The organism is Bradyrhizobium sp. ISRA464, assembly GCF_029910095.1.
GTDB lineage: Bacteria > Pseudomonadota > Alphaproteobacteria > Rhizobiales > Xanthobacteraceae > Bradyrhizobium.
This window is the reverse complement of sequence record NZ_CP094526.1, coordinates 7,650,543-7,675,579: the sequence shown is the minus strand read 5'-3', so window position 1 is coordinate 7,675,579 and position 25,037 is coordinate 7,650,543. Positions and strand designations below refer to the sequence as shown.

Annotated in this window: 18 protein-coding genes and 1 pseudogene; 13 read left to right on the top strand and 6 right to left on the bottom strand. The window is 59.5% G+C overall.

The features are described from left to right. Positions 1 to 7: 7 nt before the first annotated feature. On the bottom strand, positions 8 to 397 hold the full coding sequence (locus MTX19_RS35495) for a tautomerase family protein (RefSeq protein WP_280981357.1): 390 nt from the start codon (positions 395 to 397) through the stop codon (positions 8 to 10). Between the two features lie 260 nt (positions 398 to 657). Here MTX19_RS35495 and MTX19_RS35490 point away from each other — a divergent pair, with 260 nt between their 5' ends. The 9 genes from MTX19_RS35490 to MTX19_RS35450 all read left to right on the top strand — a co-directional run bounded on the left by MTX19_RS35490 (position 658) and on the right by MTX19_RS35450 (position 11,899). Then, complete coding sequence (locus tag MTX19_RS35490; RefSeq protein ID WP_280985710.1) at positions 658 to 960, top strand: hypothetical protein; 303 nt, start codon at positions 658 to 660, stop codon at positions 958 to 960. A gap of 617 nt (positions 961 to 1,577) precedes the next feature. Next, the gene (locus MTX19_RS35485; protein WP_280981355.1) at positions 1,578 to 1,979 is read left to right on the top strand and encodes a hypothetical protein; all 402 of its coding nucleotides are present in this window, start codon (positions 1,578 to 1,580) and stop codon (positions 1,977 to 1,979) included. A gap of 428 nt (positions 1,980 to 2,407) precedes the next feature. Then, positions 2,408 to 4,555 carry a TerB N-terminal domain-containing protein gene (locus MTX19_RS35480; protein ID WP_280985709.1) on the top strand — a complete coding sequence of 716 codons (2,148 nt, stop codon included), beginning with the start codon at positions 2,408 to 2,410 and terminating at the stop codon, positions 4,553 to 4,555. After that, positions 4,488 to 4,772 carry a tellurite resistance TerB C-terminal domain-containing protein gene (locus tag MTX19_RS35475; RefSeq protein WP_348638247.1) on the top strand — a complete coding sequence of 95 codons (285 nt, stop codon included), beginning with the start codon at positions 4,488 to 4,490 and terminating at the stop codon, positions 4,770 to 4,772. Before MTX19_RS35480 ends, MTX19_RS35475 begins: the two co-directional genes overlap by 68 nt. Beyond that, positions 4,769 to 6,082, top strand: a complete 1,314-nt coding sequence (locus tag MTX19_RS35470; RefSeq protein ID WP_280981351.1) for an ATP-binding protein — start codon at positions 4,769 to 4,771, stop codon at positions 6,080 to 6,082. Before MTX19_RS35475 ends, MTX19_RS35470 begins: the two co-directional genes overlap by 4 nt. Beyond that, positions 6,051 to 8,285, top strand: coding sequence for a DEAD/DEAH box helicase (locus tag MTX19_RS35465; RefSeq protein ID WP_280981350.1), 2,235 nt, complete (start codon positions 6,051 to 6,053; stop codon positions 8,283 to 8,285). The genes MTX19_RS35470 and MTX19_RS35465 overlap by 32 nt, the downstream gene beginning before the upstream one ends. Before the next feature lie 26 nt (positions 8,286 to 8,311). Further along, positions 8,312 to 8,968 carry a hypothetical protein gene (locus MTX19_RS35460; protein WP_280981349.1) on the top strand — a complete coding sequence of 219 codons (657 nt, stop codon included), beginning with the start codon at positions 8,312 to 8,314 and terminating at the stop codon, positions 8,966 to 8,968. Further along, on the top strand, positions 8,955 to 11,714 hold the full coding sequence (locus MTX19_RS35455; protein WP_280984989.1) for a TM0106 family RecB-like putative nuclease: 2,760 nt from the start codon (positions 8,955 to 8,957) through the stop codon (positions 11,712 to 11,714). Before MTX19_RS35460 ends, MTX19_RS35455 begins: the two co-directional genes overlap by 14 nt. A gap of 35 nt (positions 11,715 to 11,749) precedes the next feature. Beyond that, positions 11,750 to 11,899, top strand: coding sequence for a hypothetical protein (locus MTX19_RS35450; protein WP_280981348.1), 150 nt, complete (start codon positions 11,750 to 11,752; stop codon positions 11,897 to 11,899). Here the strand turns inward: MTX19_RS35450 and MTX19_RS35445 are convergent. Next, entirely contained in the window at positions 11,896 to 12,354 is a 459-nt protein-coding gene (locus tag MTX19_RS35445) for a hypothetical protein (protein WP_280985708.1), read from the bottom strand. The two genes, MTX19_RS35450 and MTX19_RS35445, sit on opposite strands and share 4 nt — an antisense overlap. A 264-nt stretch (positions 12,355 to 12,618) precedes the next feature. On the opposite strand from MTX19_RS35445, the gene MTX19_RS35440 reads away from it, so the two are divergent. Continuing rightward, positions 12,619 to 13,688, top strand: a protein-coding gene (locus tag MTX19_RS35440) for an IS630 family transposase (protein WP_280985649.1) whose coding sequence is annotated in 2 segments (ribosomal slippage) — positions 12,619 to 13,146 and positions 13,149 to 13,688 — 1,068 coding nt in all. Because the reading frame shifts where the segments join, the coding sequence is not laid out codon by codon here. Here the strand turns inward: MTX19_RS35440 and MTX19_RS35435 are convergent. The 4 genes and pseudogenes from MTX19_RS35435 to MTX19_RS35420 form a co-directional block, all read right to left on the bottom strand. After that, on the bottom strand, positions 13,667 to 16,354 hold the full coding sequence (locus tag MTX19_RS35435) for a DEAD/DEAH box helicase family protein (protein ID WP_280981346.1): 2,688 nt from the start codon (positions 16,352 to 16,354) through the stop codon (positions 13,667 to 13,669). The genes MTX19_RS35440 and MTX19_RS35435 overlap by 22 nt on opposite strands. Positions 16,355 to 16,867: 513 nt before the next feature. Further along, a complete protein-coding gene (locus tag MTX19_RS35430; RefSeq protein WP_280985707.1) occupies positions 16,868 to 17,911 on the bottom strand; it encodes a nucleotidyl transferase AbiEii/AbiGii toxin family protein in 1,044 nt (347 codons plus the stop codon). A gap of 9 nt (positions 17,912 to 17,920) precedes the next feature. After that, positions 17,921 to 18,589 (bottom strand): DUF6088 family protein, encoded by a 669-nt coding sequence (locus tag MTX19_RS35425; protein WP_280981344.1) that lies wholly within the window; start codon positions 18,587 to 18,589, stop codon positions 17,921 to 17,923. A 236-nt stretch (positions 18,590 to 18,825) separates the two neighbouring features. After that, positions 18,826 to 18,978 (bottom strand): annotated as a pseudogene (locus tag MTX19_RS35420) (IS5/IS1182 family transposase); the annotation flags it as partial. A gap of 170 nt (positions 18,979 to 19,148) precedes the next feature. On the opposite strand from MTX19_RS35420, the gene MTX19_RS35415 reads away from it, so the two are divergent. Genes MTX19_RS35415 through MTX19_RS35405 form a run of 3 tightly spaced genes read left to right on the top strand, consistent with a single transcriptional unit; the run spans position 19,149 to position 25,031 of the window. Continuing rightward, positions 19,149 to 20,600: a Wadjet anti-phage system protein JetA family protein gene (locus MTX19_RS35415; RefSeq protein WP_280981343.1), complete on the top strand. Its 1,452-nt coding sequence runs from the start codon at positions 19,149 to 19,151 to the stop codon at positions 20,598 to 20,600. A gap of 1 nt (position 20,601) precedes the next feature. Further along, positions 20,602 to 21,351: a DUF4194 domain-containing protein gene (locus MTX19_RS35410; protein ID WP_280981342.1), complete on the top strand. Its 750-nt coding sequence runs from the start codon at positions 20,602 to 20,604 to the stop codon at positions 21,349 to 21,351. 20 nt (positions 21,352 to 21,371) lie between these two features. Further along, complete coding sequence (locus MTX19_RS35405) at positions 21,372 to 25,031, top strand: SbcC/MukB-like Walker B domain-containing protein (RefSeq protein ID WP_280981341.1); 3,660 nt, start codon at positions 21,372 to 21,374, stop codon at positions 25,029 to 25,031. The last annotated feature ends 6 nt before the right edge of the window (positions 25,032 to 25,037 follow it).

Sequence of the window (25,037 nt, the reverse complement as noted above, 5' to 3'; positions counted from 1 at the left end):
GTTTGCGCTAAACCGCCGTCTCGTATCCGATGTCGAAATCGGAAGCGGCATGGCCGCCGCGCATCCCGACATTTTCGCGCGGCACCTCGATCAGGATGATCTTGACGTCATTTGCAGGTACGCCGAACCGCTGCAGGTTCTCCACGATGGCCTTGTAGAGCGCGCGCTTGGTCGCGACGGTTCGGCCGGGAAACATCGTGATCTCGATATGGGTGAAGCGCTCGCCGGCCCAATCGGGGATCGCGAAGTCGTCGCGTGCATGCTGGACAAGACGAAGAATCTTGTCGTGCACCGGCGTCCGGAGCGTTGCGCTGATCGCATCCTGAATAGCGGCCATGAACTGGGCGCCTCGGCCGGCGAGCCAGCCCTCCCTTGTCTCAATCAGAACGTCGGGCATGTTGGCCCCCCTTCGGGTTGCAAGCTGATCGCCAAAGACACGACAAGGCTATCGGACACGGCGGCGGCCGCAATTGGGATGTTCCGATGCATCGCTTCGATGAGGCCGAAGTCCGTCGCCCGCTTCAGGCCCGGCACGACCCGCGCCGCCTTTGGCATCGGCCTTGCTAAGTGCCTGATTGTTCGCCGACCCGGGTTGGGTCTGTTTCACATCGAGGCAATGTCATGCAGCAAACGTCCCGCTTTGGAATATCAGGTTCCTTGCAGTTGCAGGCGCTGATCGCAGACCTCAATTGGAGAATTCAGCTCTTGAACTCCGACATCATGGAGGAGGAGCAGCGGTCGCACACTGTCGATGCGACGGATGTTTTCTACCCAACTTTGGCGAAGCATCTGAGAGAGCGTCGCGACAAACTTGCATCGACCGTCATCACGCTGGAGGCACAGCTGATGGCGATCGATCCGTTGGTGGGTACCGCTGCGCAAGGTACGCAATTGCCCCGGGCCGGCGGCTCGGCGATGCGGCACCTCGGGACGCCGACCGCCGCCAATGTCGACCCGTGACGCAAGCCCGTGAAAGTCACCGGCAACGTGATTGATGTCGGGAGGAGGCTCACGCAGCAATGCCGGCGAAGTCGCAATCGCCGCGGAGCAGGGCTTATCATGTTTGGCGAACGGACACGGAAGCCAACGCACGATTGGTGCCCCTGGCCGATAATTGCCTAGAGCCATAACCATTTGAATTTGAAGCCACTTTTATCGTCGATTGCTGCCGATACCAGCACAAATACCAGCAGGATGACGCGCGGTATTCGCCGACAAAAATAAAACAGCAGGCTTCCCGCAGCGGGCACGCTTATGCCGTTCCGGACTTCACAATCGCCCTGATCGGAATCGAACCCGGCTCTGACCCGAAATCTCGGAGAGATCTACCGCGAGGTTAAGGGTAGGCTCGCGTCATGCGTGCCCCATCCATTGTCCTTCACGATGCCGAGGGAGAGACCTAATTCGACTGGACGACCTGGGGGCGACTCGATTGCCGCTCGGTGCGGGACCGACGCCGAGAGCGCTGATCGCGCGACGCTGATTTTCGTACCGCGGTCAGCAACGTGCCGTAGTCGGCGTTCTCGCCAGTGCTGTATGTTTCGAACCGGGGAAGAAGAAAGTCGGTCGGCGGGGCCATGAACGAAAGAATGGGGAAAAGGAAACGCAGGCGTCTCGCCGCCAAGGGATTGCTTCCTTGTAAGAAGCCACCACGCTACTTCCATGGCGGCAACTTCGGCCTACAGATGGGCGAGTATATTTTGCCGCCGTCGGTGACCGACGTACCGCAAAATGGCGATGTTTCGCCAGATATCCGTCGGAACGATCGCATCTACATGGTGAAGCTATTTGACCAAGCTGCAATTTGGGCAGCTCACCACGAATATCCGCGCATTTATGAAGTTGAAGTCGAGTGCGTGGTCGAAGATGATCCTGACGCGCCAGGGACCGCTTTCCAGTGTGAGAAAGCACGCATCGTCAACGTCCACAAGATTCCGCCGGAAATGCTTTTGGCCGCGAGGAAAAGGCTGCTTCTGTGATCGGACAGCTTGCTACGATCCTTACGAGAAATCCGCTCGGGTGACCGCCGATTGGTAGTTCGACTGCGCAAATGCCTCTTCGAAGGGACCATCGAGAGCAAGGCGCATTGAGGAAAATCATAGCTCTCGGTCCGTGACGAGCCTAACGGAGACGCGCGCTTGTGGCCCCAGCCGTCAACTATTCGAAGAACTTCGTCTCGAGCTCTTTGATGCTAAGCCACCCACGCCAGTCGTCGGTCGGGCGCCCGTTCGCAGCGTGAATCCAGCCGACAGCGTTTTGACCGTTCGTGAGCAAGCGACTTGCTCCTCCAACGAGGGCAGCGGTATATAGGTAGGGAACTCGCAAGATTGTTTACCGCTAGTTGTGCGGCATGCGAAGGTCAGTCAGGGAGCTGAACGAGCGTTGGAACGCTCGGTTGATAAATGGCATGGGTCGGCGGCGGGGAAAATCGACAAAGGGCGGCGAGGCCGCATTGCTTATCGTCGGGGCGATGATCGCTGCTACCGTCGCGATCTACCACTTTGTCGTCGAGAACGCCGCTGTGATCGGAGCAGCCGCCATCGTCTGCGGTGGCCTCTATCTTCTGCTGCGCGCTCTCTTTTGGGCCACCCGGCGCGAGGCGCCGCCGAGACCGCCTGCACGCGAGCCAACCTTCAAGAACGACATTCGCCCTTTGCTAGCTGGAGGCAGTCCCTCTCGGCAGGGCAGTGCGCTGGCCCGATGGGTGCACGCCAACGAGCGAGTGACCTTTGGAAAGGTGGAGATCACGGGCGGCCTTTTCTACCTTGGTGATTGCCTCGCCGTGCCCGGCGGTGTGACCGTACAATACGCGATCAATCCCAATCTGTCTGCTCGAGCCCAGCGCGCGGATATTGATGGAAGCTCGATGCCATATTGGCCTTCCTACGCGGAGATGGATCCGGCCGCCCGTCGGGCATTCCTTGAGTGGATGCTCGGAGGTAGGCGGGATCCTGCTTACGGCATTGGGCTCATCTTCATGTTTTTCTATGGGCTCGAGCATCGTATGTTCGTCGAGCGGGGCGATGACGCTGCGTCACTGATCGGCGAGGTCAAGAGGCTTCTCGCGATCTACGGTACGAACGGGTCGTTTCACCATTACGCCAACCACTTTCTCAATATTGCTAACGTTCAATTGGCAGCGCCTATCGATTTGCCTGCACTGTCAGCGGAGCGTGCCGCGAACTCCGAAATGGACCTCGCGACGCGGTTGTATCTCGGTCAAAGACTGTTGGAGGCACCGGTCTTATCGTCGGCAGATGACGCTCTGCGGTGGGTTCTGGCCATGCCGGACACTCATCTCAGAACGCCCGCGGTGCGATGCTTTGACGAGTTTGTCACTCTGTGGACGAAGCGCTTTGCTCAGCAATATCCGAGCGGTCTTTCCATACGGACGAACAAGCGGATCTCGCTGCAATATCGCGCTGCCAGTGGCGCATTCACCGTCGATGTTCACGGACCGCACGAACAGTATCCTGACGTGTCCGGCCTTACGAAGCAACTCGATGCCTTGCGAACCCTGGTCGAGGACTGCACAGCCGAGCTCGATGGATTCAGCCGCTTCGTCGGGCGCAAACCAAACCTCCGCAATTCCGTCGTGGCTGCGGGACTGTTACCCCCCGATATTTGGCAACAGTCGGGTTCAGCGGCGATCGATGATTTTCGTCGACAGGTCGAGACGGCACTGGGAGCCCAGGGCCGCGCGAGCACCACGGCTCAGATGATCTTCGAGATGGCGGGCTTTGACGTCGCCAGCAGCGGAAAGATCCCCACAGCTGCTGCTGAAGAGTTAGGACGAGCGTTGGATGTGATCGACGTGGCGCTCGAACCGGACCCTAGATACGGCAGCAGTGTTCCTCGGGCCGACGAACAGGTCTTTATTTTCAGGGCCGCGAATGGTGGCCCTGTCGATCCCTCTCGGCCAGCGTTTCGAGCGGCAAGAACCCAGGTCGAAGTCGCGGTGCTGGCAGCCGGCTCCGATGGAGACGCTTGCTATGAAGAGCTCCAGCGTACCATCAGCCGAATTCGGGCCACACCGGACTTGTCCGGCGTGGAGCAGGCACGTCTGATCGCGTTTGCCGTCACGACGTTTAACAGTCCTCCCAAGCAGGCGCGCGTCTTTCGCAAGCTGCAGGAGGTCGGGGAGGTCGAACGTCGGGCAATCGCGGACGCGGCTGTCGCGGTTGTGGGCGGCGGCGCGAGTATCGACATCGGCGAAGTCAAATTCCTGGAACGGCTGCACAAATCCCTCGGCCTTCCAAGCGAGGCGGTCTATCAGAGCCTTCATCGGGCGGCCGCCGAGCGGGTTGATGAGCCAGTCTCGATCAGCGACGAGGCGCGCGCCGCTGGCATCCCGATCCCGAAGGATCCCGCCAAGCCGGCGGAACAGATAGGCGGCGCTGGTATCAAGATCGATGCCGCCAAGCTTGCCCGCACACGTCGAGAGACCGAAGCTGTCGCAGGGCTCCTGTCCGATATTTTCAGCGAGGATGTGGCAGAACCATCGCCTCCCAAGCCTGATGCTTACCTGGGAAGGATTGGACAGACCGTATACTGAGCTCGTTCAGCTGCTTGAACAGCGCGGATCGATGCCACGATCCGAGTTCGATCGCCATGCGAGAGACATCGGACTGCTTCCGGATGGGGCTATCGAGCGAATCAACGACTGGTCTTTTGATCGTTTCGATGATGCGTTGATTGAAGATGGCGACGTCGTGGTGCTAGCGCCGCACCTCCGTGGACGCCTCTCGGAGATGAAAGACAAGGCTGCATGAACAAGAAGCCGATTAAGCCCAGAGAGCGGGACACGATCATACAGGCTCTGTCCGCTGGTGTCGTTCCACGTCTCGGCCTGCCCCACATCCAAGTCGGCCGCGCGGGCGAAATCGGTGCACTGGTGCGCGACATCGATCGTATCGCGGATGGGGGAGCCGCCGTCCGTTTCGTGATCGGTGACTACGGCGCCGGCAAGACGTTCTTCGCCGGCGTCGTGCGCCTCATCGCATTAGAGAAGCGCTGCGTGACGATGCATGCCGACCTGTCGCCCAATCGGCGCATTCATGCAAGCGCCGGTCAGGCGCGCGCGCTCTATGCGGAAGCTGTGAACAACATGGCGACCCGCAATAAGCCTGAAGGTGGTGCGCTGCAAAGTATCACCGAGCGTCTGGTGATGGATGCGGTGAAGGAAGCTGGCGAGAAGGGCGTCACAGTTGAAGGCCTTATCGACCAGAAGCTCGAGGCGATTACCCAATTCTCAGGTGGCTACGATTTCGCTACGGTATTGAAGGCCTATTGGCGAGGAAGCGAAGAGGCCAACGAGGCCATGAAAGAATGCGCTATTCGTTGGCTCCGCGCGGAGTATTCAACCAAAACGGATGCCAAAAAGGACCTCGGTGTCAGAAGCATCATCGACGACGAAAATGTCTATGAATCGCTGAAATGTCTCGGCTGCCTGGTGCGGATTGCAGGTTATAGTGGCCTTTTGGTCATGTTTGACGAGATGGCTCATATCTACAAGCTTCAGAATTCCCAGTCCCGCAAGCAGAACTATGAACAGCTTCTCGACATAGTGAACGACTCGCTCCAAGGCATGACCTCAGGAATAGGCTTCATCATGTGCGGTACGCCCGACTTCCTGCTGGACACGCGCCGAGGTGTGTTTAGCTATGAGGCCCTGCAGTCCAGGTTGGCGGAAAACAGCTTTGCGAGCGGCGGGCTTGTTGATTTTTCTGGTCCAGTGATCCAGCTGCAGAGCCTGACGCCAGAAGATCTCTTCGTTCTCCTCACCAACATCAGGTTGGTCTTCGCAAGCGGAGATCCCGCGAAATTCCTGGTGCCGGACGAAGCGTTGACCGCGTTCATGGAGTATTGCAACCGCAAGATCGGGGAGTCCTATTTTCGGACGCCTCGTTCGACCGTGAAAGCATTCGTGCAGATGCTCGCTGTCCTTGAACAGAACCCCGGCGTCAAGTGGCAGGAGTTGCTTGATCGCATACCGATTGCCCCGGATGCTCCGGACGATACGGCATCGAGCGAAGAGAGTGGAGACGGCGATGAGCTCACCAGCCTCCGACTCAACTCTTGAGGGGGCCTACCACAAACTGCACGGGGCCATCCGCCGATGGATTCACGATCAGGGATGGGATGAGCTGCGCGAGATTCAGGCGCGCACAATCTTTGCCGTTCTCGACGATGACCGCGACGTTCTAATTGCTGCAACAACTGCTGCGGGGAAGACAGAAGCGGCCTTTCTGCCGATCCTGACCGCGATCGCTGACAGGAAAGAGTTTGGATTCTCGATCCTGTATATCAGTCCGCTGAAGGCCCTAATCAACGATCAGTTAAAACGTCTCGAGGGACTCTGCGAGAACATGGAGATCCCTGTCGTCAAATGGCACGGCGATGCTCCTCAGGGAGACAAGAAGCGGGCCCTTTCCAAGCCGCAAGGGATCGCGCTCATCACGCCGGAATCGATCGAGGCGATGCTCGCCCGGCGTCCGGCCGATGCAAAACGTCTGCTGTCGTCGGCTGACTTCATCGTCATCGACGAGGTCCATTCGTTCCTTCAGGGACCGCGCGGCCTCCATCTCGCAAGCCTGCTGCGCCGCATCGATGCCATGTCCCAGCGGCCGGCGCGGCGCGTCGGCCTGTCCGCAACCATCGGCGATTTGTTTCAGGCGGCAGCATGGCTCCGTCCAACCTCGCCGGAGACTGTCCGGATATTAGAAGCGAAGTCTGATTCTCCCGAACTCAAGCTGCAGATCCGTGGCTATGTCGAGCCACCCGAGCTTGATGATCCCGATCACGCCGAAGGAGGAACGGACGTCGAAGAAATGCCGCGCAGGATCGCACTCGACGATATCGCGGACCATTTGTTCAAGACCCTGCGAACTTCAAACAACCTCGTCTTCGGAGGTTCACGGCGTACCGTCGAGTCCACTGCCGATCGCCTGCGCAGGAGGTCGGACAAGGCAGATGTGCCGAACGAGTTCTTTCCCCATCACGGCAGTCTTTCCAAGACCCTTCGGGAAGAGCTGGAGGATCGACTTAAGGATGGAAAATTGCCGACGACCGCGATCTGTACCTCGACCCTAGAGCTGGGTGTCGATATAGGATCGGTCAAATCGGTTGCTCAAATCGGGGCACCTCGCTCGCTTTCGTCGCTGAAGCAGAGGCTCGGTAGAACGGGCCGGCGGAAAGGCGTACCGTCGGTCCTTCGTGTCTATGTGCGTGAGCCGAACATTGATCAACGTTCCGGCGTGATCGACCGGCTCAGGCCGAATACCATCCGCTCGGTCGCCGTCATTCGGCTGCTGCTGCAAAAATTCGTCGAGCCGGCCGGCCAGGTGCCGGAGGTCGCTTCAACCTTGATCCACCAGATCCTCTCTGTCATCGCTGAACGGGGTGGGATCAGGGCGCGGCCACTCTACGATCTCTTGTGCGGGGCGGGGCCTTTCGCCGCCATCTCGACCCGAGAATTTGCAGATCTCCTTCGTCATCTCGCTTCCGACACGATCCGCTTCATTGAGCAATCGGGTGATGGCCTGATCATGCTCGCAGAGAAGGGCGAGCAGACGGTTCAATCCCGAAGTTTCTTTGCTGTGTTCGAGTCAGCAGAAGAGTGGCGCTTGACAATCGAGGGCAAGACCCTCGGTACGCTGCCAATATCTTTCCCGGTCCATAAAGACGGTCTTGTGGTGTTTGCGGGCCGTAGATGGATCATCAACGATGTCGACGAAAGGACCAACACCCTCTTCGTGGCCCCGCATCCGGGAGGCGTCGTACCCCGGTTTGAACGTGCCGACGGCGAGCGCCTGCATGACCGGCTGGCTGCCGAGATGCGTAATGTCTATCTGTCCACTGACGAGCCACCATATCTCGACGATAAGGCGCGGGAGCTCTTGGCTGAGGGGCGAGAAACGTTCCGTGAGCTTGACCTCGAAAAGCGAAGGGTCGTCGAAGAAGAGCGTGATCTGCACCTGTTCCTCTGGCGGGGCTCCCAGGCAACCGCCGTGTTTGGAGCCGCGGCGGCCATGACGGGACTGCCGGGGCAAGTCCATGACCTCGGTCTGACGCTTGCCAAGACAAGCGCAGCTGAGGCTTTGCCGAAGTTGCGAGGGCTAGGTCAACTCGATCGCGCCAGTGCGATTGACGTCTCTGCCTTTGTCGAGAACATCGCCGCCGGTAAATTCCGGGAGCAGGTGCCGGCGACGCTGGCGCGATCTCTGTGGGCTAGACAAAACGGCGTGGAAATAGACAATATACCGGAGATTGCAAGCGAGCTGTGATGCAGCGTCAGCATTTGGCGGGGAAAATGCAGAAGATCGGCGCCAAAATCAACCTTAGTGCGGGCGACCTCGTCGGGCACCTGAATTGCCATTATCTGACCAATCTCGACCTCAAGGTCGCTAACGGCGAGTTGGCCAAGCCAAAGATCTGGGATCCCGTCCTCGAAGCACTGGCCGCGCGTGGTGCTGAGCATGAGCAGGGCTATATAGATCATTTGAAATCGGGAGGGCTCGCGGTCACGCAGATCGGCGGGATCGGTGTCGACGGTACGGCAGTGGCAGCCACGCGTGAGGCGATGGCGCGGGGCGATGCGGTTATCGCTCAAGGAGCACTCCAGGTCGGCCTCTGGAACGGGCGGGCCGACATTTTGCTTCGCGTGGAGAAACCAAGTCAGTTAGGTGCGTGGTCTTATGAGGTTACCGATACGAAGCTGGCCCGGGAGACCAAGGGCAACACGGTCCTTCAGATCAGCCTCTACTCCGACATGCTGTCGAACATACAGGGCGTAGCGCCTGTTGCAGCCCATGTCGTGACACCTGGGACGAACTTCGAACCGGAAGCGTACCGGATCGCCGACTATGCAGCCTACTATCGCCATGTGAGAGGCAGTTTGGAGCGAGCGATCGCGGGACCGGCCGGCACTAGCGTCGGCCCCCTATCCCGAGCCGATCGATCATTGTGACGTTTGCAGGTGGCGTCGGCATTGCGAAGAAAAGAGGCGAGCGGATGACCACATGTCCCTCGTCGCTGGTATCAGCAAGTCCCAGATCGGCGAATTAGAGAGGCGCGGCGTCGACACGATGTCGGCGCTCGCGGCCATGCCCATCCCTCTGCCGTGGCGACCCGATCGCGGGGCCGCGAGCAGCTACGAGAGGGTTCGCGAACAGGCACGGATTCAGGTCGAAGGTCGGACCGCAGACACGATGCTGCACGAGGTCCTGCCGCTCGAGCCGGGTTTTGGGCTATTTCGTTTACCCGAACCGTCAGCGGGTGACATCTTTTTCGATTTCGAGGGAGATCCGTTTGTCGGTGATGGTGGGCTCGAGTTCCTGTTCGGCTACCTCTACGCCGATGACGGCGGGGTCTGGCAATATACCGGCGACTGGGCGTCCACGCGCCATGAGGAGAGGGCTGCGTTCGAGCGGTTCATTGATTTCGTCGTCGAACGGCAGAAAACCCATCCGAACCTTCACATCTATCACTTCGCTCCCTACGAGCCTGCTGCGCTGAAGCGGTTGATGGGACGGTATGCGACGCGAGAGAATGACGTCGACAACCTTCTCCGTGGAGAGGTATTCGTTGATCTCTATGCAGTGGTTCGCCACGCGATCCGCGCCAGCGTGGAAAGCTACTCCATCAAGAAGCTCGAGCCGCTCTACGGATTCAATCGATCGGTCCCTCTGGAGGAGGTCGGGGTCGTGATGGCGAGAACCCAGGCGCGGCTGGAGATGGCCGACCCCGAGGGCATTCCGGAGGACGATAAGGCGGCTGTCAAAGGCTATAACAATGACGATTGCGCCTCCACGGAGGCGCTGCGGCGTTGGCTTGAGGCCCTTCGAGCCGACCAGATCGCAAACGGGGCGACAATCGCCCGGCCTACCGCGGTGGTGGTTGAACTGAGCGAGGAGCTGACCGCCTGGCAGCAGAAGGTGGCAGCACTTTCGGCTCGCCTCCTTGAGGGCGTGCCTGACGACGCCAACGAACGCACGGACGAGCAGAAGGGGCGATGGCTTCTTGCTTCCATGCTGGATTGGCACGGCCGCGAGAAGAAGGCCGTCTGGTGGGAATACTTCAGGCTGCGCGACCTGTCTGCCGACGATCTCCTCCATGAGCGCAGCGGCCTCGCCGACATCGTCTTTCTGGAAGAGGTGCCCGGGAAGGGAAAGGTGCCCACCCATCGTTACCGGTTTGCCCCACAGGATACCGATATTCGCACTGGGGATGACCTCCACACCGTCGGGGGTGACAAGTTCGGCAAAGTCATAGCCGTATCACTTGAGGCCAGAACGATCGACATCAAGAAGCGCAAGGATACCGCGGACGTTCATCCGCCAGCGGTCTTTGCTCATAGTTCTGTCGATACTCAGGTACTGGCAGACGCCGTGATGCGGCTTGGCGAGCATGTGGCCGAGCACGGCATCGAGGCGGATGGCGACTATCGGGCGGCCCGCGACTTGGTCTTGGCCGTAGCGCCACGTCTGCAGGGACTGCCACCGCAGCAGGAAGGCGAAGCCAGTCTTGCCGCCGCTATTCGTGTGGCGCTCACGCTCGATCGGAGCGTGTTCCCGCTGCAAGGCCCGCCTGGTGCTGGAAAGACCTTTACAGGCGCCCGGATGATCTGCGGCCTGGCGAAACAGGGAAAGACGATCGGGATCACTGCAAACAGTCACAAGGTCATTCGCAATCTGCTGGACGAGGTGATCAAAGCCGCGGGTGAGGAGCGGCGAGCCATCCATTGCGTGCAGAAGGTTTCTGACGATGAGGACGATCTGCCCAGCCTGAACTTCACCAAGGACAACGGTGAATTTCTCGACGCGCTGGGCGGCACCGCTCAAGTGGGCGGAGCAACAGCCTGGTTCTGGGCCAGGCCGGACGCTTCGCAATGCGTTGATGTGCTCTTCATCGATGAAGCGGCCCAGATGTCCCTGGCAAATGTGCTCGCGGTCTCGCAATCGGCCAAAAGTGTCGTGCTTCTCGGTGATCCCCGCCAGCTCAAACAACCCATTCAGGGAAGCCATCCGGATGGCGCCGATGCCTCGGCGCTGGACCATATCCTTGGACCGCATGCCACGATTCCTGCCGATCGCGGCCTGTTCCTCCCGGAAACCTGGCGGCTGCATCCGACAATCTGCGCCTTCAATTCGGAGCTCTTCTACGAGAGCAGGCTGTTTTCGCGGCCTGGTCTTGAGAAGCAGCAGGTCAAGTCAACAGGAAAGCTCAGGGGAGCAGGCCTTCGCTACCTCCCGATTGAGCATTCCGGCAACCAAAGTTCGTCGCAGGAAGAAGCCGATGCCGTTCGTGACCTCGTGACGAACATCCTGGGAAGTGCCACAACTTGGGTGAACCGGGACGACGTCGAGGCTGCCATCAAACTGGATGACATTTTGATCATCGCGCCCTACAACGCCCAGGTCTTTGAATTGCAGGAGCGCATCCCGGGTGGGCGTGTGGGAACGGTCGACAAGTTTCAGGGGCAGGAGGCTCCGATCGTCATTTATTCCGTCACGACCTCGAGCCACCTCGATGCGCCGCGCGGCATGGAATTCCTCTACAGCGCCAATCGCTTGAACGTGGCAACATCACGTGCGAAGTGCATCTGCGTGATGGTTGCTTCGCCACGTGTCTTTGAAGCGGAGTGCCGGACCCCAAGGCAGATGCAGCTCGCCAATGCCTTTTGCCGGTATTTGGAGATGGCGGCGCCAGTTTGATGTCGTTCACAGATGTCCGCCGGCGAAACACAGACGTGGCAGTGGTGGTGGCTGTTATCGGAACTGATCTGGAATTGTCGTCACAAACAATGCATCTGCCGTTCTTGCGTTTCTTGGGCGATCGTTTGCATCGTTGGCAACGACAACATGCGGTTCTTTGTGAAGAGCTGGCGCTGAAGGCCTAAGCTGACAGGATGACGCGAAAGCCCGCGGCGGCGGTTTTCTTGAGATAAACCTCGGTGGTCGCGAGAAGCTTCAGTGCGTCTTCGTTGATGGTTGCGATCGAGGCGCCGGGCTGGATGATGATGACCTCGAAGTTGATCGCGGCGCGCCTCGATTTATCGCGGAAATACGCCAGCTGCTTGATGTCGCCCTTCAGGAAGCGGGAGCTGCCACCCTTCATCCAAAGATCATGCCGGCGCTTGAGGTCGTTATACAGGCGCGACATGCCGCGATGCTTGACGCTGACCGATTTCTGCGCCTGTCCGCATAGCGTGTAGAAGTTGCGGATATCCGCAGAGACGTCGCCTCCGTGGGCATTTTTGCAATGGACGAGGCAGAGGGCGATGGTCTGCTCGTCGATGTCCTTAAGGCCCACCAGATCGGCAGCTTCACCTGATCCATCGTCATTGAACACCAAATCGAACTCGGCTTGCAGTTGCTGATAGGCCTTGTACTGGATCGTATCTTTCGCTCTGGCCTTGCCCATCGATTCGCGGTTCAGCGGGATTCCCCTCCACGACCAGGATTCGAGCCGCGCAACCGGGAATTTGCCCGCGTCCAGATTGGCTGGGATGTGATAGCAGTTGTAGGAATAATACCAATCCGCTGAGGTGCTGACTCACGGCGGGCATTCCCAAATCAGAGGATCGATGATTCAACATGGCAACTGGAGGGAGTTGCCATGGGCCAGCCGATTGCGGTTCGAACGGATTTTGCAGCGGTTGAGCTGCGCCGGCTGGCGCGGCGGGCGAAGGACAGCGATCAGGTCCGGCGCCTTCTGGCGATCGCTGCGGTGCTCGATGGCGCATCGCGGGCGGAGGCCGCCAAGGTCGGCGGGATGGACCGGCAGACGCTTCGCGACTGGGTGATCCGATTCAACGAGCAAGGGCCTGATGGTCTGATCAATGTTCCCGCGCCAGGCGCGCCGGCGAAGCTCAACACGGAGCACCGGGCGTTTCTGGCGCGGATCGTGGACGAAGGGCCGACCCCGCCCATCCATGGCGTGGTGCGCTGGCGGGCCTGTGACCTGATCATGCGGCTGCATGAGGAGTTCGGCATCTCGGTGTCAGACGATACGGTCTATCGAGCCCTCAAGGACCTCGGCTTCTCACACGTCAGCGCGCGGCCGAGAGCGTACAAGCAGGATCCCGAGGCGATCGAGGCATTTAAAAAAAATTCCACGCTCGCGTGGAGGAAATCCGCAGCAGCCTTGCGCCGGACACGCCGGTAGAGGTGTGGTTTCAGGATGAGATGCGGGTGGGGCAGAAGAACAAGCTCACCTATCGCTGGGCTAGAAAGGGATCGCGGCCGCGGGCCGCTCACGACCAGCGCACGCAATCGACCTACCTGTTCGGTGCCGTGTGCCCGGAGCTCGGAACCGGCGCGGCACTGGTTCTGCCCTTCTGCAACAGCGAGGCCATGCAGCTTCATCTCAACGAAATCGCAAGCAAGGTCAGCCCTGGCGCCCACGCCATCGTCATCCTCGATCAGGCCGGGTGGCACGGAGCGAAGGAGCTGAAGATCCCGCACAACATCTCGCTGATGCCGTTGCCGCCGCGTTCGCCCGAGCTGAACAGCCAGGAGAATATCTGGCAGTTCATGCGCCAAAATTGGCTGTCAAACCGCGTCTTCAAATCCTATGACAACATCGTCGATCACTGCTGTTACGCCTGGAACACTCTCATCGATCAGCCGTGGAAGATCATGTCAATCGCGCTCCGCGATTGGGCCTACATCGGTCGATCAATTTGAGGATTGGTATAAGTGCCGTCGGCATAGCGGACGATCAGAGGGTCAACGACAAGGTGGTCGGGCAGCGGAACGACCACGCCGTTTGACTTTTTGAACTGCACGTCTGGACCGGCGACCTTGGTATGGCAATAGCCGGCTTGGAGTGTGCCGGATATGGCGAGCCGATAGGTCGCGCTCAGAGCGTCGCCAGAAAGCCGGATATCGATTGATCCATCTGTATTGACCGCCGCGATCTCAAGATCAACGAGATAGAGCGCGACCGGTGTGCTGCCAAACACTACATACTGGTCGGCGTGCATGGTCTGCGCATGCTCGCCCCACTCGACGCCGATGGGGTGCGAGCTATGTGCCGCGGTGAGACGGATGGGCCGGAGGAAGTCGCGCGTGATGTTCGGCGCGGCCGCTTCCTCCTTCGACACCTTCTTCCAGGTGCGGGCGCACCAGGCGACCCATTCCGCGAGCGTCCCGGCATTTTGCTCCCAGACCTTGCCCTTGCGCTTGGCGCCACCCCACAGAACCCGCTCGCCATCCTCATAGCCGAGGCAGGCAATATTGTTCAGCTCGGACTCTGCTTTCTCGATACTGGCTAGGCCTTCAGTGACGTTCGGACCGAAATAGGACGTGAAGCTGATGGCGCCGACGCGCGATGACCCCAAGCTTTTGGCGAGAGGTAATTCGACGTTGTTCAGGATTTGGAAAATGGGCGTGCCCGACAATAAGCGGGCCTTGTCCCCCGTTACGTGGTTTGCCAGCTGCTCGGTGCGCAACGCATCGTAGTCACTAGCATAAATGAACAGGGCGCCGTTTTGTTTGTCCCACCACATTACGAGCAGGTGGTGGCTCGTGTCGTCCAGCGACTGGAAGTCACCCCAGTCCACCGAATCTTCGCGGTAGACCAAGCCTACAAACAAATTCTGGGTTTCGTCCAGCGCGTACCGGGTCTGGTCTTTGGCCTTAAGTACCTTGATGTACTCAGTGGGAAACCACGTGGCGCACGAAGTGCGATAAATCTGGGTCGACAGGCGCGGGCGCAGGTTCCAGAGCGAAATCTGCGCATGCAGCGTGCCTTTGCCTTTCAGGCCAGCGACCATGTCTTGCAGGCGCAGTTCCTGCTCGATCCGTTCCTCGCTGAGGCGACGGATGATCTTGTCCCAATCCGCCCCTTCGGCGTACAGGCTGCCGAGCTTCTTTTCGGCCTCGGGGTCGGCGATATTTGTGACGACCGTGGCTTCACCGATCGAGGCATCACCCTTCCGCGTGATGCGGCCGATAAACTGAAGCGTGACCGCCAAGGACTTATGTGTGTCGTGGAGCGCGGCGATCTTCAAGTTCGGCAGGTCGACGCCTTCTCCGAGCATGTCGACGCAAACTACGATGCGCGCGCCGTTCGGGCCGCGATCATAGAGTTGCGCCATGGACTTCGCGTTCGCGGCCTTGCGGTTTGGCCCTGAATACACCAGGACCGGCTTCATCTCAGGAGCCAGCTTTTTGTACTCGCGCCAGACCTCTTGCGCGCGCTCCTTGCTGCGGGTCCTGGCCATCAGGAGATGATCGCGGTCCTGCTCGTTGCGGTCGCGTCGCAGCACCGCAACCGCCTCTGCTGCGATTCTGCGGTCCCGTGCCTCCTTGTCGCCGAATTCCTCGATGCTGCGGAGGTTGATCGGCCTGTAGTAACCGGCTTGCTGGGCGTCACCGAGCTTGAAGTTGAAGATGATCTTGCCGTCGACCTTCCGCTCATCGCGGCGGAAGGGTGTCGCCGTGAACTGTAGGATCTTCTTCGTTTCGAACTTGTCCCGCACTTCCTTCCAGGTCGTGGCGGTGATGTGGTGAGCCTCATCCACGAAGAGCGTTGAACAACCCTTGAGGAGCCGTTCCAGTGCCGCAGGCGCGGATGCTTTCAGGATATCTGGCGTGGCAACGATGACGTTTGACGTTTCGATGATGCGACTGGCGGCTGCCGCGTTCTCTATGCCCTTCGTGATCTTGGCTACCAACGGCCGGGCCAGCTCGATGGGGATGGCGCCGGCTGCCGGCAAGACACCCAGCGTAGAGAATTTCCCCGCGATCTGGTTGCGCAGCACCGAGCTCGGCACAAGCACCAGCACCCTGCGTTCACGGCTGTAGACGAGGCTCGCGAGCATGGTTTCGGTCTTGCCAGTGCCGGTTGGCAAGACAACCGTCGCCGGCTCGAAATCTGACCCCACGGAGAAGTGGGCGGCGATCGCATGGAGGGCGCCGATCTGTGGCAAGCGAAGTCCCGGCGCATTGGTTTCCAGGTCTTCGATCGCGAAGGTGAATTTGTTGCGCCAGGATGCCAGGACCTTCTCGGGGGTGTCCGCCCAGTTTTCCAGGGCACCGTGGCGATCCCATTTTAGCTCGAGCGTCGTCGTGGCATTGTTGTATTGATCGGGATCGAGCGCGGTCAGGACCGGCAGGGGACTATCGACCCGGTGCGCCCTCGGCAGGCGGATCAGCATCTCGTTGAACGGCGGCGCCAAGTCGAGCCTGATCAGGTCGTGGCCGCTGTACTGGGAATCGAAGAACAGGGCCGAAACCGTCGCCCGCGGGAAGACAGTCTGTGTGACGGTATTCTTGCCGGCTGTAAGCCGACGTTCTGGCATGGCCGGCAAGATAACCGGCCGCCGCCATTTGCTGATCAAGCTCACGCTGGCTGCCGCCCCCGCCTAGGAATTCGATCCCTTGGTGATTCCATCGGTTCCAGCTTACACCGAAAACGGGCGTCGGGGGACGATTCGCGGTTAGATTGCAGGCGACGGCCAGGGCGGTGCGCATCGACGCGTTCGTCGCCCACCCCAGGCCGCGCGCGCCTCAACATGATGAGACTTGACGCCAGGGAGCGATGCCCCGAAGGGCATCCTTCATGTGCACGATGTAGGTCAGCGTGACGGTCGACTTGATCTGCGATCCTCGGTTCGGACACGGTTTGTCGATTACGCCAAGTGCCGCGCGGTCCGGATGGATGGGGGATGGTCGGGAAGATCGAAGCCGTTTGACCCGGCGACAGGTCGAAGGTGGCGAGCCCGCGCCGGACATAGCAATCGGAATGAGTCGCCCGCAACGGTTGGCGAGGGCTCGACTAACGCCCGCCGCGATGCGCCGTCGGCCAGGCCGTCGGGGGAGCGCGTTCGCAGGCGGTGAACGGATGGCGGGGACGACGGTCATACGGCGTTCAGTGTCGCTTCGGCCGTTTTGATCTTGCCGATGATGTCATCGAACGACGGGACATCGCCGAAGATCATGCCGGCCATCTTTTCGTAGTCCGCCTTCAGCGGTTCTAGCATGCCGTCGGCCGGTACGATGCCGAACGTACCGGGGCTAGCCTGGTCTAGATCGAGAGGTTTGCGGTCAAAGTAGAGGCGGGCATGCTTCGCGCAGCTTTCGGCAAGCTTCAGATCCGCGAGCGCGACGTCGCCATGTTCGGAGGCGAGGAGGCGGAATACGTCGTAGTAGTGCCGCGACAGCCGCTGTCCGTCCTTGTAGAGCTCGCCCCTGTTCTGAAACCAGTGGCGCTGTCCGTGCAGGATAATGATCTTGTCCCAGAATGTCCTCTCCGGCTTGATCGTCAGCACGTTCGGCACGGCGAGATCCAGCCCGTCGGTGTCGGGCGCGGAGTACGGAACGAGCGTCTTGGTCTCATGCGGGTCGAGCGCAGACTTCGCTCCGGACTCGATCTTCACGACGCGGCGGACATAAGCCTCGTCGGAATCCGTGAACGCGCTAGGATAGTGGAAGAGCAGGGACTGGGCGTCGGGGTCGTCCGGATCGGGCTCGATCTTGAACTTCATTCCTTCGAGCTCGGTGGCGGCGTACTTCGTCAGCACGGCCTGAAATTGGCCGTTGATATAGCCGCTGCAGCGATCCTTGATCTCGTCAAGCTTGCGTCTGCGCTGGTTCGATCCCATCGCGCGGAGTTCGTCGTCGGACGGAAAAGGATCGCCCGGCAGGTCGTCACGGAATACGGTGATGTCGATGTCTTCCGAGAACCGCTGGATCAGGTCGAATGCCTTGGAGAGCGAAGTGCCTCCCTTGAAGAGCAGACGCTCCTTTATGCCTGCCCTGTTGTAGAGCGCATCGAGGGTCCAGCAGACCCAGAAGTCCTTTTCAACGTTCTCTGGAGCGCACGAAAGACGCTGTCCGGTCGTCTGGAATAATCCCCGACGATCGTCGGCGCTCGCTCGGATGATCTGCGGCAGGTCGCTCATGGTCGCCTCTCAGGGAGCGCTAGCCGGCGACGGCGGATCCGGCGGCGTCGCGTCGGATTTCAGGATATCCTTCACCAGCGGAACGAGCCAGTCGGGCAGATCGCCCAAGTGGTCTTGCAGATCCCTGCGCATCCGTTGCCCGTCGTCGCCGTCGTTCAGGATCGACGTGAGGCGCTTCGCTATTTTGTCGTCGCCCGAGGGCAGAACGTCACGCAGCCAGATCAGAGCCTGCACCAACTGAGCCGCCGGGCGGTCGGCCCACACCAGCCGGCTGGACGCGACCTTCTTGAAGTCGATGACCATCTTGTCGAGACGTATCGGCTTTACGCGTGCGTCCGTCCACACGACTACCTTCGCCGGCACTGCGTTGGTGAGGCCTAAGTTGTTGGCGGCGGTTATGCCGTCGACCAGCACCTTGGCGCCGTCCCGTCTCGCCACCGCCTGAATCACCGATTGGTAGTCGGGCGGGGAAATCTTGTTTGTCAGCCGATTGGTGCGCGGAAGGTCGTAGAGACCTTGGTCGATGCGCCTGATTTTTTTGTCGCTCCGGAGACGATGGAGGGCGACGTCCACCGCCGACCGGGAGCCCGTGTCCGCGAAATCGCGCGCGGTCCACACTTTGCTCGGCTGGGCGTCGTGGCTCATCCGGTCGTAGATTTGGGTGGCTGTACTGGCCATTTCTCGGTTCCTTGTAAGAAATTTGCATCAAAAATCTTACAAAATCAAGAGCTATGTAAGAAATATGCATCAAATTTCTTACGAAGCTGAGATGGTGACGCTAGATCCGGTCATGTCCGCAGACACCGCTTGCCTGCAGGCTCTTTGATCTGAACCGGAATGGGCAGACTTGGCTCGGCCTTGAGGATGATTGCATAACCGCCTCGCCGGGCGTTCTGCGCAACATGTGGCGTCATGTTCTCCATCAGCCCGTGCCCGATGAAGCACAGCTTGGTCTCCTTGCCTTTGCCCTTGCGGTAGAGCCTGGCATCGGGATCGGTCGTCGAAGCATGGGTGTCATTCGAGCGTTTCTGACCATGCAAATTCGCTTCGGCATTGGGGCCGCCGCCTTGCGCCGGCGGCTCAGGGACAGGCGGCTGAAGTGAGACCTAGTTGCTTACGAAGAACGCCATACGCGAGTGACGGCGGCCACATCATAATACCTCTATAAATAAAAAGTTCATGTTCTCCAAACGTTCTAAATATGGCAGATTGCCGCCCTGATCTACTTTGGCGTGCTATGGCAACCGATCGCTTCTTTTCCCGTGTCCAGCAAGACATCTTTCGGCCCTTCACCGGCCGGCATCGGGGCATTGCTTTTGAGGTAACGGTCGACCTTTACGACCGCGTGCTGGGCGCATCAGCTGACTACGATCTCGTTGTCAATCGCGAACGTCTGACCGACATCATCGCAACGACGATCGCACAGAACAGGGATCTGATCGTCCACATCGCCGAGGCGCGCCAGCCCGGCGCTGACGAAGATCAAGAACTCGATCAATCGATGGATGATCGGGACTACGCCCGCAAGCTCATCTCCCGGCTGACGCACTACGGCGTAATCGAGTCTTTTTCCGACGCGACGCACCTTACCGTGCTTTGGCGTTTCACGATCGAGGGCAAGCGGATCGCCAAGATGTTCGCCGAGACGCGGAGACGAACATCGAGCGGACGCCAACGCAGCATACGGGCCTGCCGCACGGCTTTGGATTCATTTCTGCGGGACAAAAACCACGAGTATCTCGTCGACGCCTACGAGTATTCGACGTCAATCTTTGAGGACGTTTGCCAGGTCGCCGATCTGTTCCACGAGCATCAGCGGCAACTCTTGACGCGAAGCTATGCTGGATCGAAGGAAGCGATCGAGGACTATTTTCAGGGTGTCGACGACTTTCAGCGCCGCGGCGAACGATACCTGACCAGCGACAACATTCACAATCATGCCACGGAGATCATCCGGCTCACTCACGAGATCGAGTCGATGCATCCGGATGACCTCAAGAAAATCGACAAGAAGATCGCCGTTGACAATCCAGGGATCGAGGAAGATGCGCATGGAGCACCGCCGCACGTCTTTATCGTCGAGCGTATCCGCGACATCGTTCGTTCGACGCGGCGCACCAAACACGAGGAACTGACGCAGGCTGTCGGTCAATTTACGAGCCGCTTCACCAATCTGATCATGCGCATCATCCGATTGCAGTCGGTCGGGCGCAATTCGTTTCTCGAAATCGCGACCCTGTTCCGCAGCGTGCCAGACGATGAACGGCAGAAGCTGACACGCGAGATTCTCCGAAGTGTCCTCACATTACGGGCCGACGTTCTGGATCCCGGCAAGATCTTCCTTTCGGAGCGGCCGGGACGCCGCGAAACGCCCGTTGATGTGCATACGACCAATCCAACGCGGGAGGAACGGTTGCGATCCGCCATCCGCAACGCCCTGGAAGAGGCATTCGCGGTTTCATCGAAGGATGTCGTCGACCATCTTGAGAAGCTGGTGAGGCAGAGCGGCGCGGTTGATTTGCTCGATTTGCCCGTCGATGATGCTCGATCCCTTCTTCTCGCACTCTGCGCCGTAGAATCTATCCGCTCGGAACGGGACACCGCCCGCATTGACGTTACGCGCCGCAACGAGCGCCGCACGAACGGCGTTTTCGAGGCGAACGACTACCAGTTCAGCCAGAGGACGTAAGATGAAGGACATTGAAACGCGTCTGAAAACGAAGGGCGTCCGCCCGGACGATTTCCGTGCTGTTTGCAGCGTGCTTCTGAGCAAGGGGTTTCTCAGCCGCGCCGATGGAGGAGATTCGACCAGGCTGTACGATATCGCCGCGCGCTGCGAGGCTGAACTATCTGAATATCTTGGCTTTGCGTTTCCCGTCGTTCTTATCAACACTCTCCGACCGCCGCATTTTCGGGTGGTTCCGTCTCATCATCGCGACATCGGCTTGGTAGAACCCGACGATGACCTCGAGATGCGGCGCGAAGTCAAGCAGTCTGTCGCGCAATCGCTCGCCGCGGTGTTGATCGCATTACGCATGCTCTACGACGAGCAGCTTCTGGAAAAGAAGATTGATGTATCGGGCCGTATCAGCATCAAACTGACTGAACTTGCGCTCTTCATGAACACGACCCTCGGCATAGGTCTTCCGCCAACAAGGACCGATCAACGCGCCTTGTTCATGAAGCTCAAGAAGCACGGGGCTCTCGATATGCGGATTGAGGCGCTCGGCGACGAAGATGCGGTCATCGTAATCCGCCCCGAAATTCTGACCCTGGTATTGGAGCAGAACGTGCGAGCCGCGCAAGCTGCGTTCGAGGCCTGTTCCGAAGATCCCACCAAAGAGCCTGACCACAGCGCGGCGGAGGTGCCGGTTGAGGCGCCCTCCGCACAGATCATAACCCTTGAACGGACGGACCGCGGCCAGGCGGGCCGCACCTGATCCGAGACAGCCGGTAATTCATGCGTATTGCTCAAGCGACGACTCTACACTGGGGCGGACTGCCGAACATGGATTATGTGTTCGGCGGGCACACCCTGCTTGCCGGAGAGACAGGGTCAGGAAAAACCTCCCTGATCGATGCCATCGTCGCGGTCATGGCAGGCGGCGACAGCCGCAAATCGAAGTTCAATACCGCGCAGACGCAAAGCACGCCCTCGGCAAAGAAAAGCAAGCGCACGATCGCATCCTACATCACCGGCAGTAACGGCATGGGCCGGTTTCTTCGGCCGAACGGCGCGCACGGGTATGTTTGCGTCGGCTGGATTCAGGATGCGGGTGACGGTCCCTTCGGCACACCGTTTACGGCCATTATCGGAGGCGAAGCGAGCCTCGACCGCGACGTAGAAAAGACGCCGTCGCTGAGCGGCGAATTGGTTCGTATTCTCGTCCGCGGGCACATCGTCGGGCACGGCGACCTGATGAGTCCAGGCGGCACTGTCATGCCCGGCCACGACCTTGTCGTGGCCTTGCGTGCGAAATACGGCACATCGGCGGTGCGCGATTTCAAGACGGGCGGCGAGTATCTTGCGATGTTGTACGCCTTTCTGAAGGGCGATACGACGCCTGTATCCCGCGAGGAGGCCGATGCCGCGATCAAGGCCTTTGTGAGTGCGATTGCCTATCGTCAGCCGAACGACATCGACGGGCTCATACGCGAAGAAATCCTTGATCTTGTTGACAACGATGCGCTGATCCAGCGCCTCATGGAAACGATCCGCGAGGTCAACCGGCTGAAGGAGGAAGCGGCGCGGATGGAAACGAACATCGAGCGGCTTGAAAAAGCCGAGGTCGATTTGCGTAGCGCCTTTACCGCGTTCATGCAGGAACGGATGGCGCGCGCCTTGATCGAGGTTCGTCGCGTCCGGGACATTCAGGCCCAGACCGATACGAAACTCGATGAGCGCCGGATAAAGGCCGACGATCTTCGCCAAACCGAAGATTCCATCCTTGCTAAGAACAAGGAAATCCAAACACTCGAAGGCAGGCACGGCGACATTCAGGCGCGTATCGCCAAGGAGGACGTTTACGCCACCAAGACGAACCTTGAGCGGCTGATCGCCGAGCAAGATCGCGAGATGGCATCGATCCTTACCCGCGTCCAGAGTACCGAGCAAGCCTTCAAGACCGCAGAAGCCGATGTTACCTACATGGAAGGCGTCATTGGGGCAGTCGAGGATCTAACTAACTGCGCACCCTTGCTCAGCCGACTGCGCGCCGCACTGTCGTCCGTCTCGCTTCCCGCGCTTCAGGCGGCGATCGAAGCCGTCCGCGACGGCATCGGTGAGGAACCGCTCGCCGTCATGCTTCAGCAATGCACGGCGATGCGAAGGGCCCTCACCGAGACGTGGGCCCAAGCCGTCAATGGCGAAAACGGCCTGCGTAACGCGTTCAATCGCTCGTTTCGCGCGGCCGAAGGCGACTATGATGCCAAGGCCGATGAGGCGAGGAGTATCCTGCGGCGCGCCGAAAAACTGAAAATCGGGCAAATAGAGTATCCGGAGCCGGTAGAATATTTCCTTCCCTTGCTCCGCGCCCAACTTCCTCAGTGCAAACCGCGTGTGCTTTGCGACGTCGTCGAGGTCACCAAACCGGAATGGCAACCCGCCATCGAAGGGTACCTGGGCTGGGACCGCTACACGATCCTTTACGACCGAAGCTACGAGACCCAGGTCGTCGCGCTCGCGAAGGCTTTTCGCCGCGACAATCCGGGCCGCCGCGGCAACATCTCCGTGCCTCAGCTGTCATTGGCAATTGAGGACCACCCGCGCGTGGATGCGACCTCGATCGTGCATGTCCTCTCGGTGTCGGGCGACTCCGAGGCGGACGGCTACCTCAATGCACGGTACGGTCGGACCCTTATGGTCCAGGATACAGAGACGTTGCGAAGGACCCGCAGCGGCATCATGCAGGACGGCTGGTCGACCCAGGGCTATCGCTATCAGCAACGGCTCAGCCCCGAGGAAGATCTCGTCTTTGGAGCCGAAATCCGGCGCAAGCAGCGCGATACGCTGCTTCGCCGGGGTGAGCAGCTAGAGAAGGAGATCGATGCCCTCACGGTGCGCAAGACCTTGCTGTCAAAGGCCATCGAGATCCCCGGTCCGTCAGCGGTTCTTTTGCAAGCCCATGATCCGCGCCTTTTCGACGAAGCGGCGGCGCTTCGCCGTATGGCGTCGGAAGAACTCGCCGGCCTCGACCTTTCGACTATCGCAAGCCTGATCAAGCAAGCCCAGGACATCGAAAAGGACGTTAAGGAATTACGATCTGACGTCTTCAAACTGGGAATTCACCAGGGCGGCGTGCAGACGATCGTGAATGGTCTCGACAACCAGCTCGCGGAACTTCGCCAGCAGCTTGCTGAGGTGGAACCAAAAGCCGAAGCCGAGACAGCCCTGTACCAGGCGTTGATGGCGCACGCGTTTATTGACCGCGAGGAATGGGAGAAGCGCTTTGAGAAGGAATTCAAGGACCCGTGGTCGGTCGATACCTATAATAACCGGCGAAACGACCAAGCCACGCATGCCACGAACTGGACCAATGAGACGATCCTTAAGTTAAACGCCTACAAACAGGATGCGCTCGACTATCAGCAATTGAACATCCAGCCGTTTGCCTATCATCCGAGCTTTGCAGCCGATACGGTCATGTTCTGGATGGAAGACACGTGGCGGCAGATTCGCGAGCAAATGCGCGCACAAAGAGACACAGGTTTGCCTGAACGCAATCGCGACTGTGACATTGCGGAGCGCAGTTTTACATCATCGTTCACCACTGATTTTTGTTCGACCGTCCTCAGTAACGTCGAAGGACGGGATGATACGATTCTTGCGCTCAACACCAATTTGAGCCGGATCAATTTTGGCGGCGACAGCTACTTCCTCATCACGGCCTTGAAGCCGGAATATGGCGATTACATTGAACTGTTCCGAAAGATCCGAGGCCTTGCGGAAGTACACAAGGGCGAACTCGACCTTTTCAACGCCACCGAATTAAATGCGACCGAGCGCGACACGCTGCAACGAATTCGCGCGCTTCTCCTTGACGAGCGCGACACCGAGCAGGCGGTAGACGAACTCCGGCGCATTGCGGATTACCGCAACTACCGCTCCTATGATTTTGAGCGGCGACGCGGCGAGGATCGCGTCGAACTTTCGCGTTGGGGTACGGGTTCGGGCGGCGAGACTGAAACACCTGTCTATGTCATCCGGGTCGCCGTCATGGCGTCGGCCTTCAAGATCTTCTCGCAGCAAAAGAAAGCTCATTTCCGTTCGATCTTCATGGACGAGGTTTTCTCCACCATGGACGAAGCGCGCACCCGCCGGGTCATCGGCTTCCTGAAGGAGCTTGGCTTGCAGATCGTTTGCGCGGCGCCGACACGGTCAATGGCCGCGGTCCTCGATGAGTTCGATACACGGATCAACTTCTCACGCTATCAAACGGTTTCCGGTGATTGTTCCGACGTCAATGTCATCGATCTGGACAAGAGCCGCGTTCGTGCGCTCTACGAGACGCATCGCGAGAACGTCTCGGTCAAAGCCGAGGCGGCCTTCGAGAAGGATGAATCTCCGCTCCATGTCGTTGCTGCCGATCCGGTGCGGACCGTCCAGTCCGGCTCCGCATGACACCCG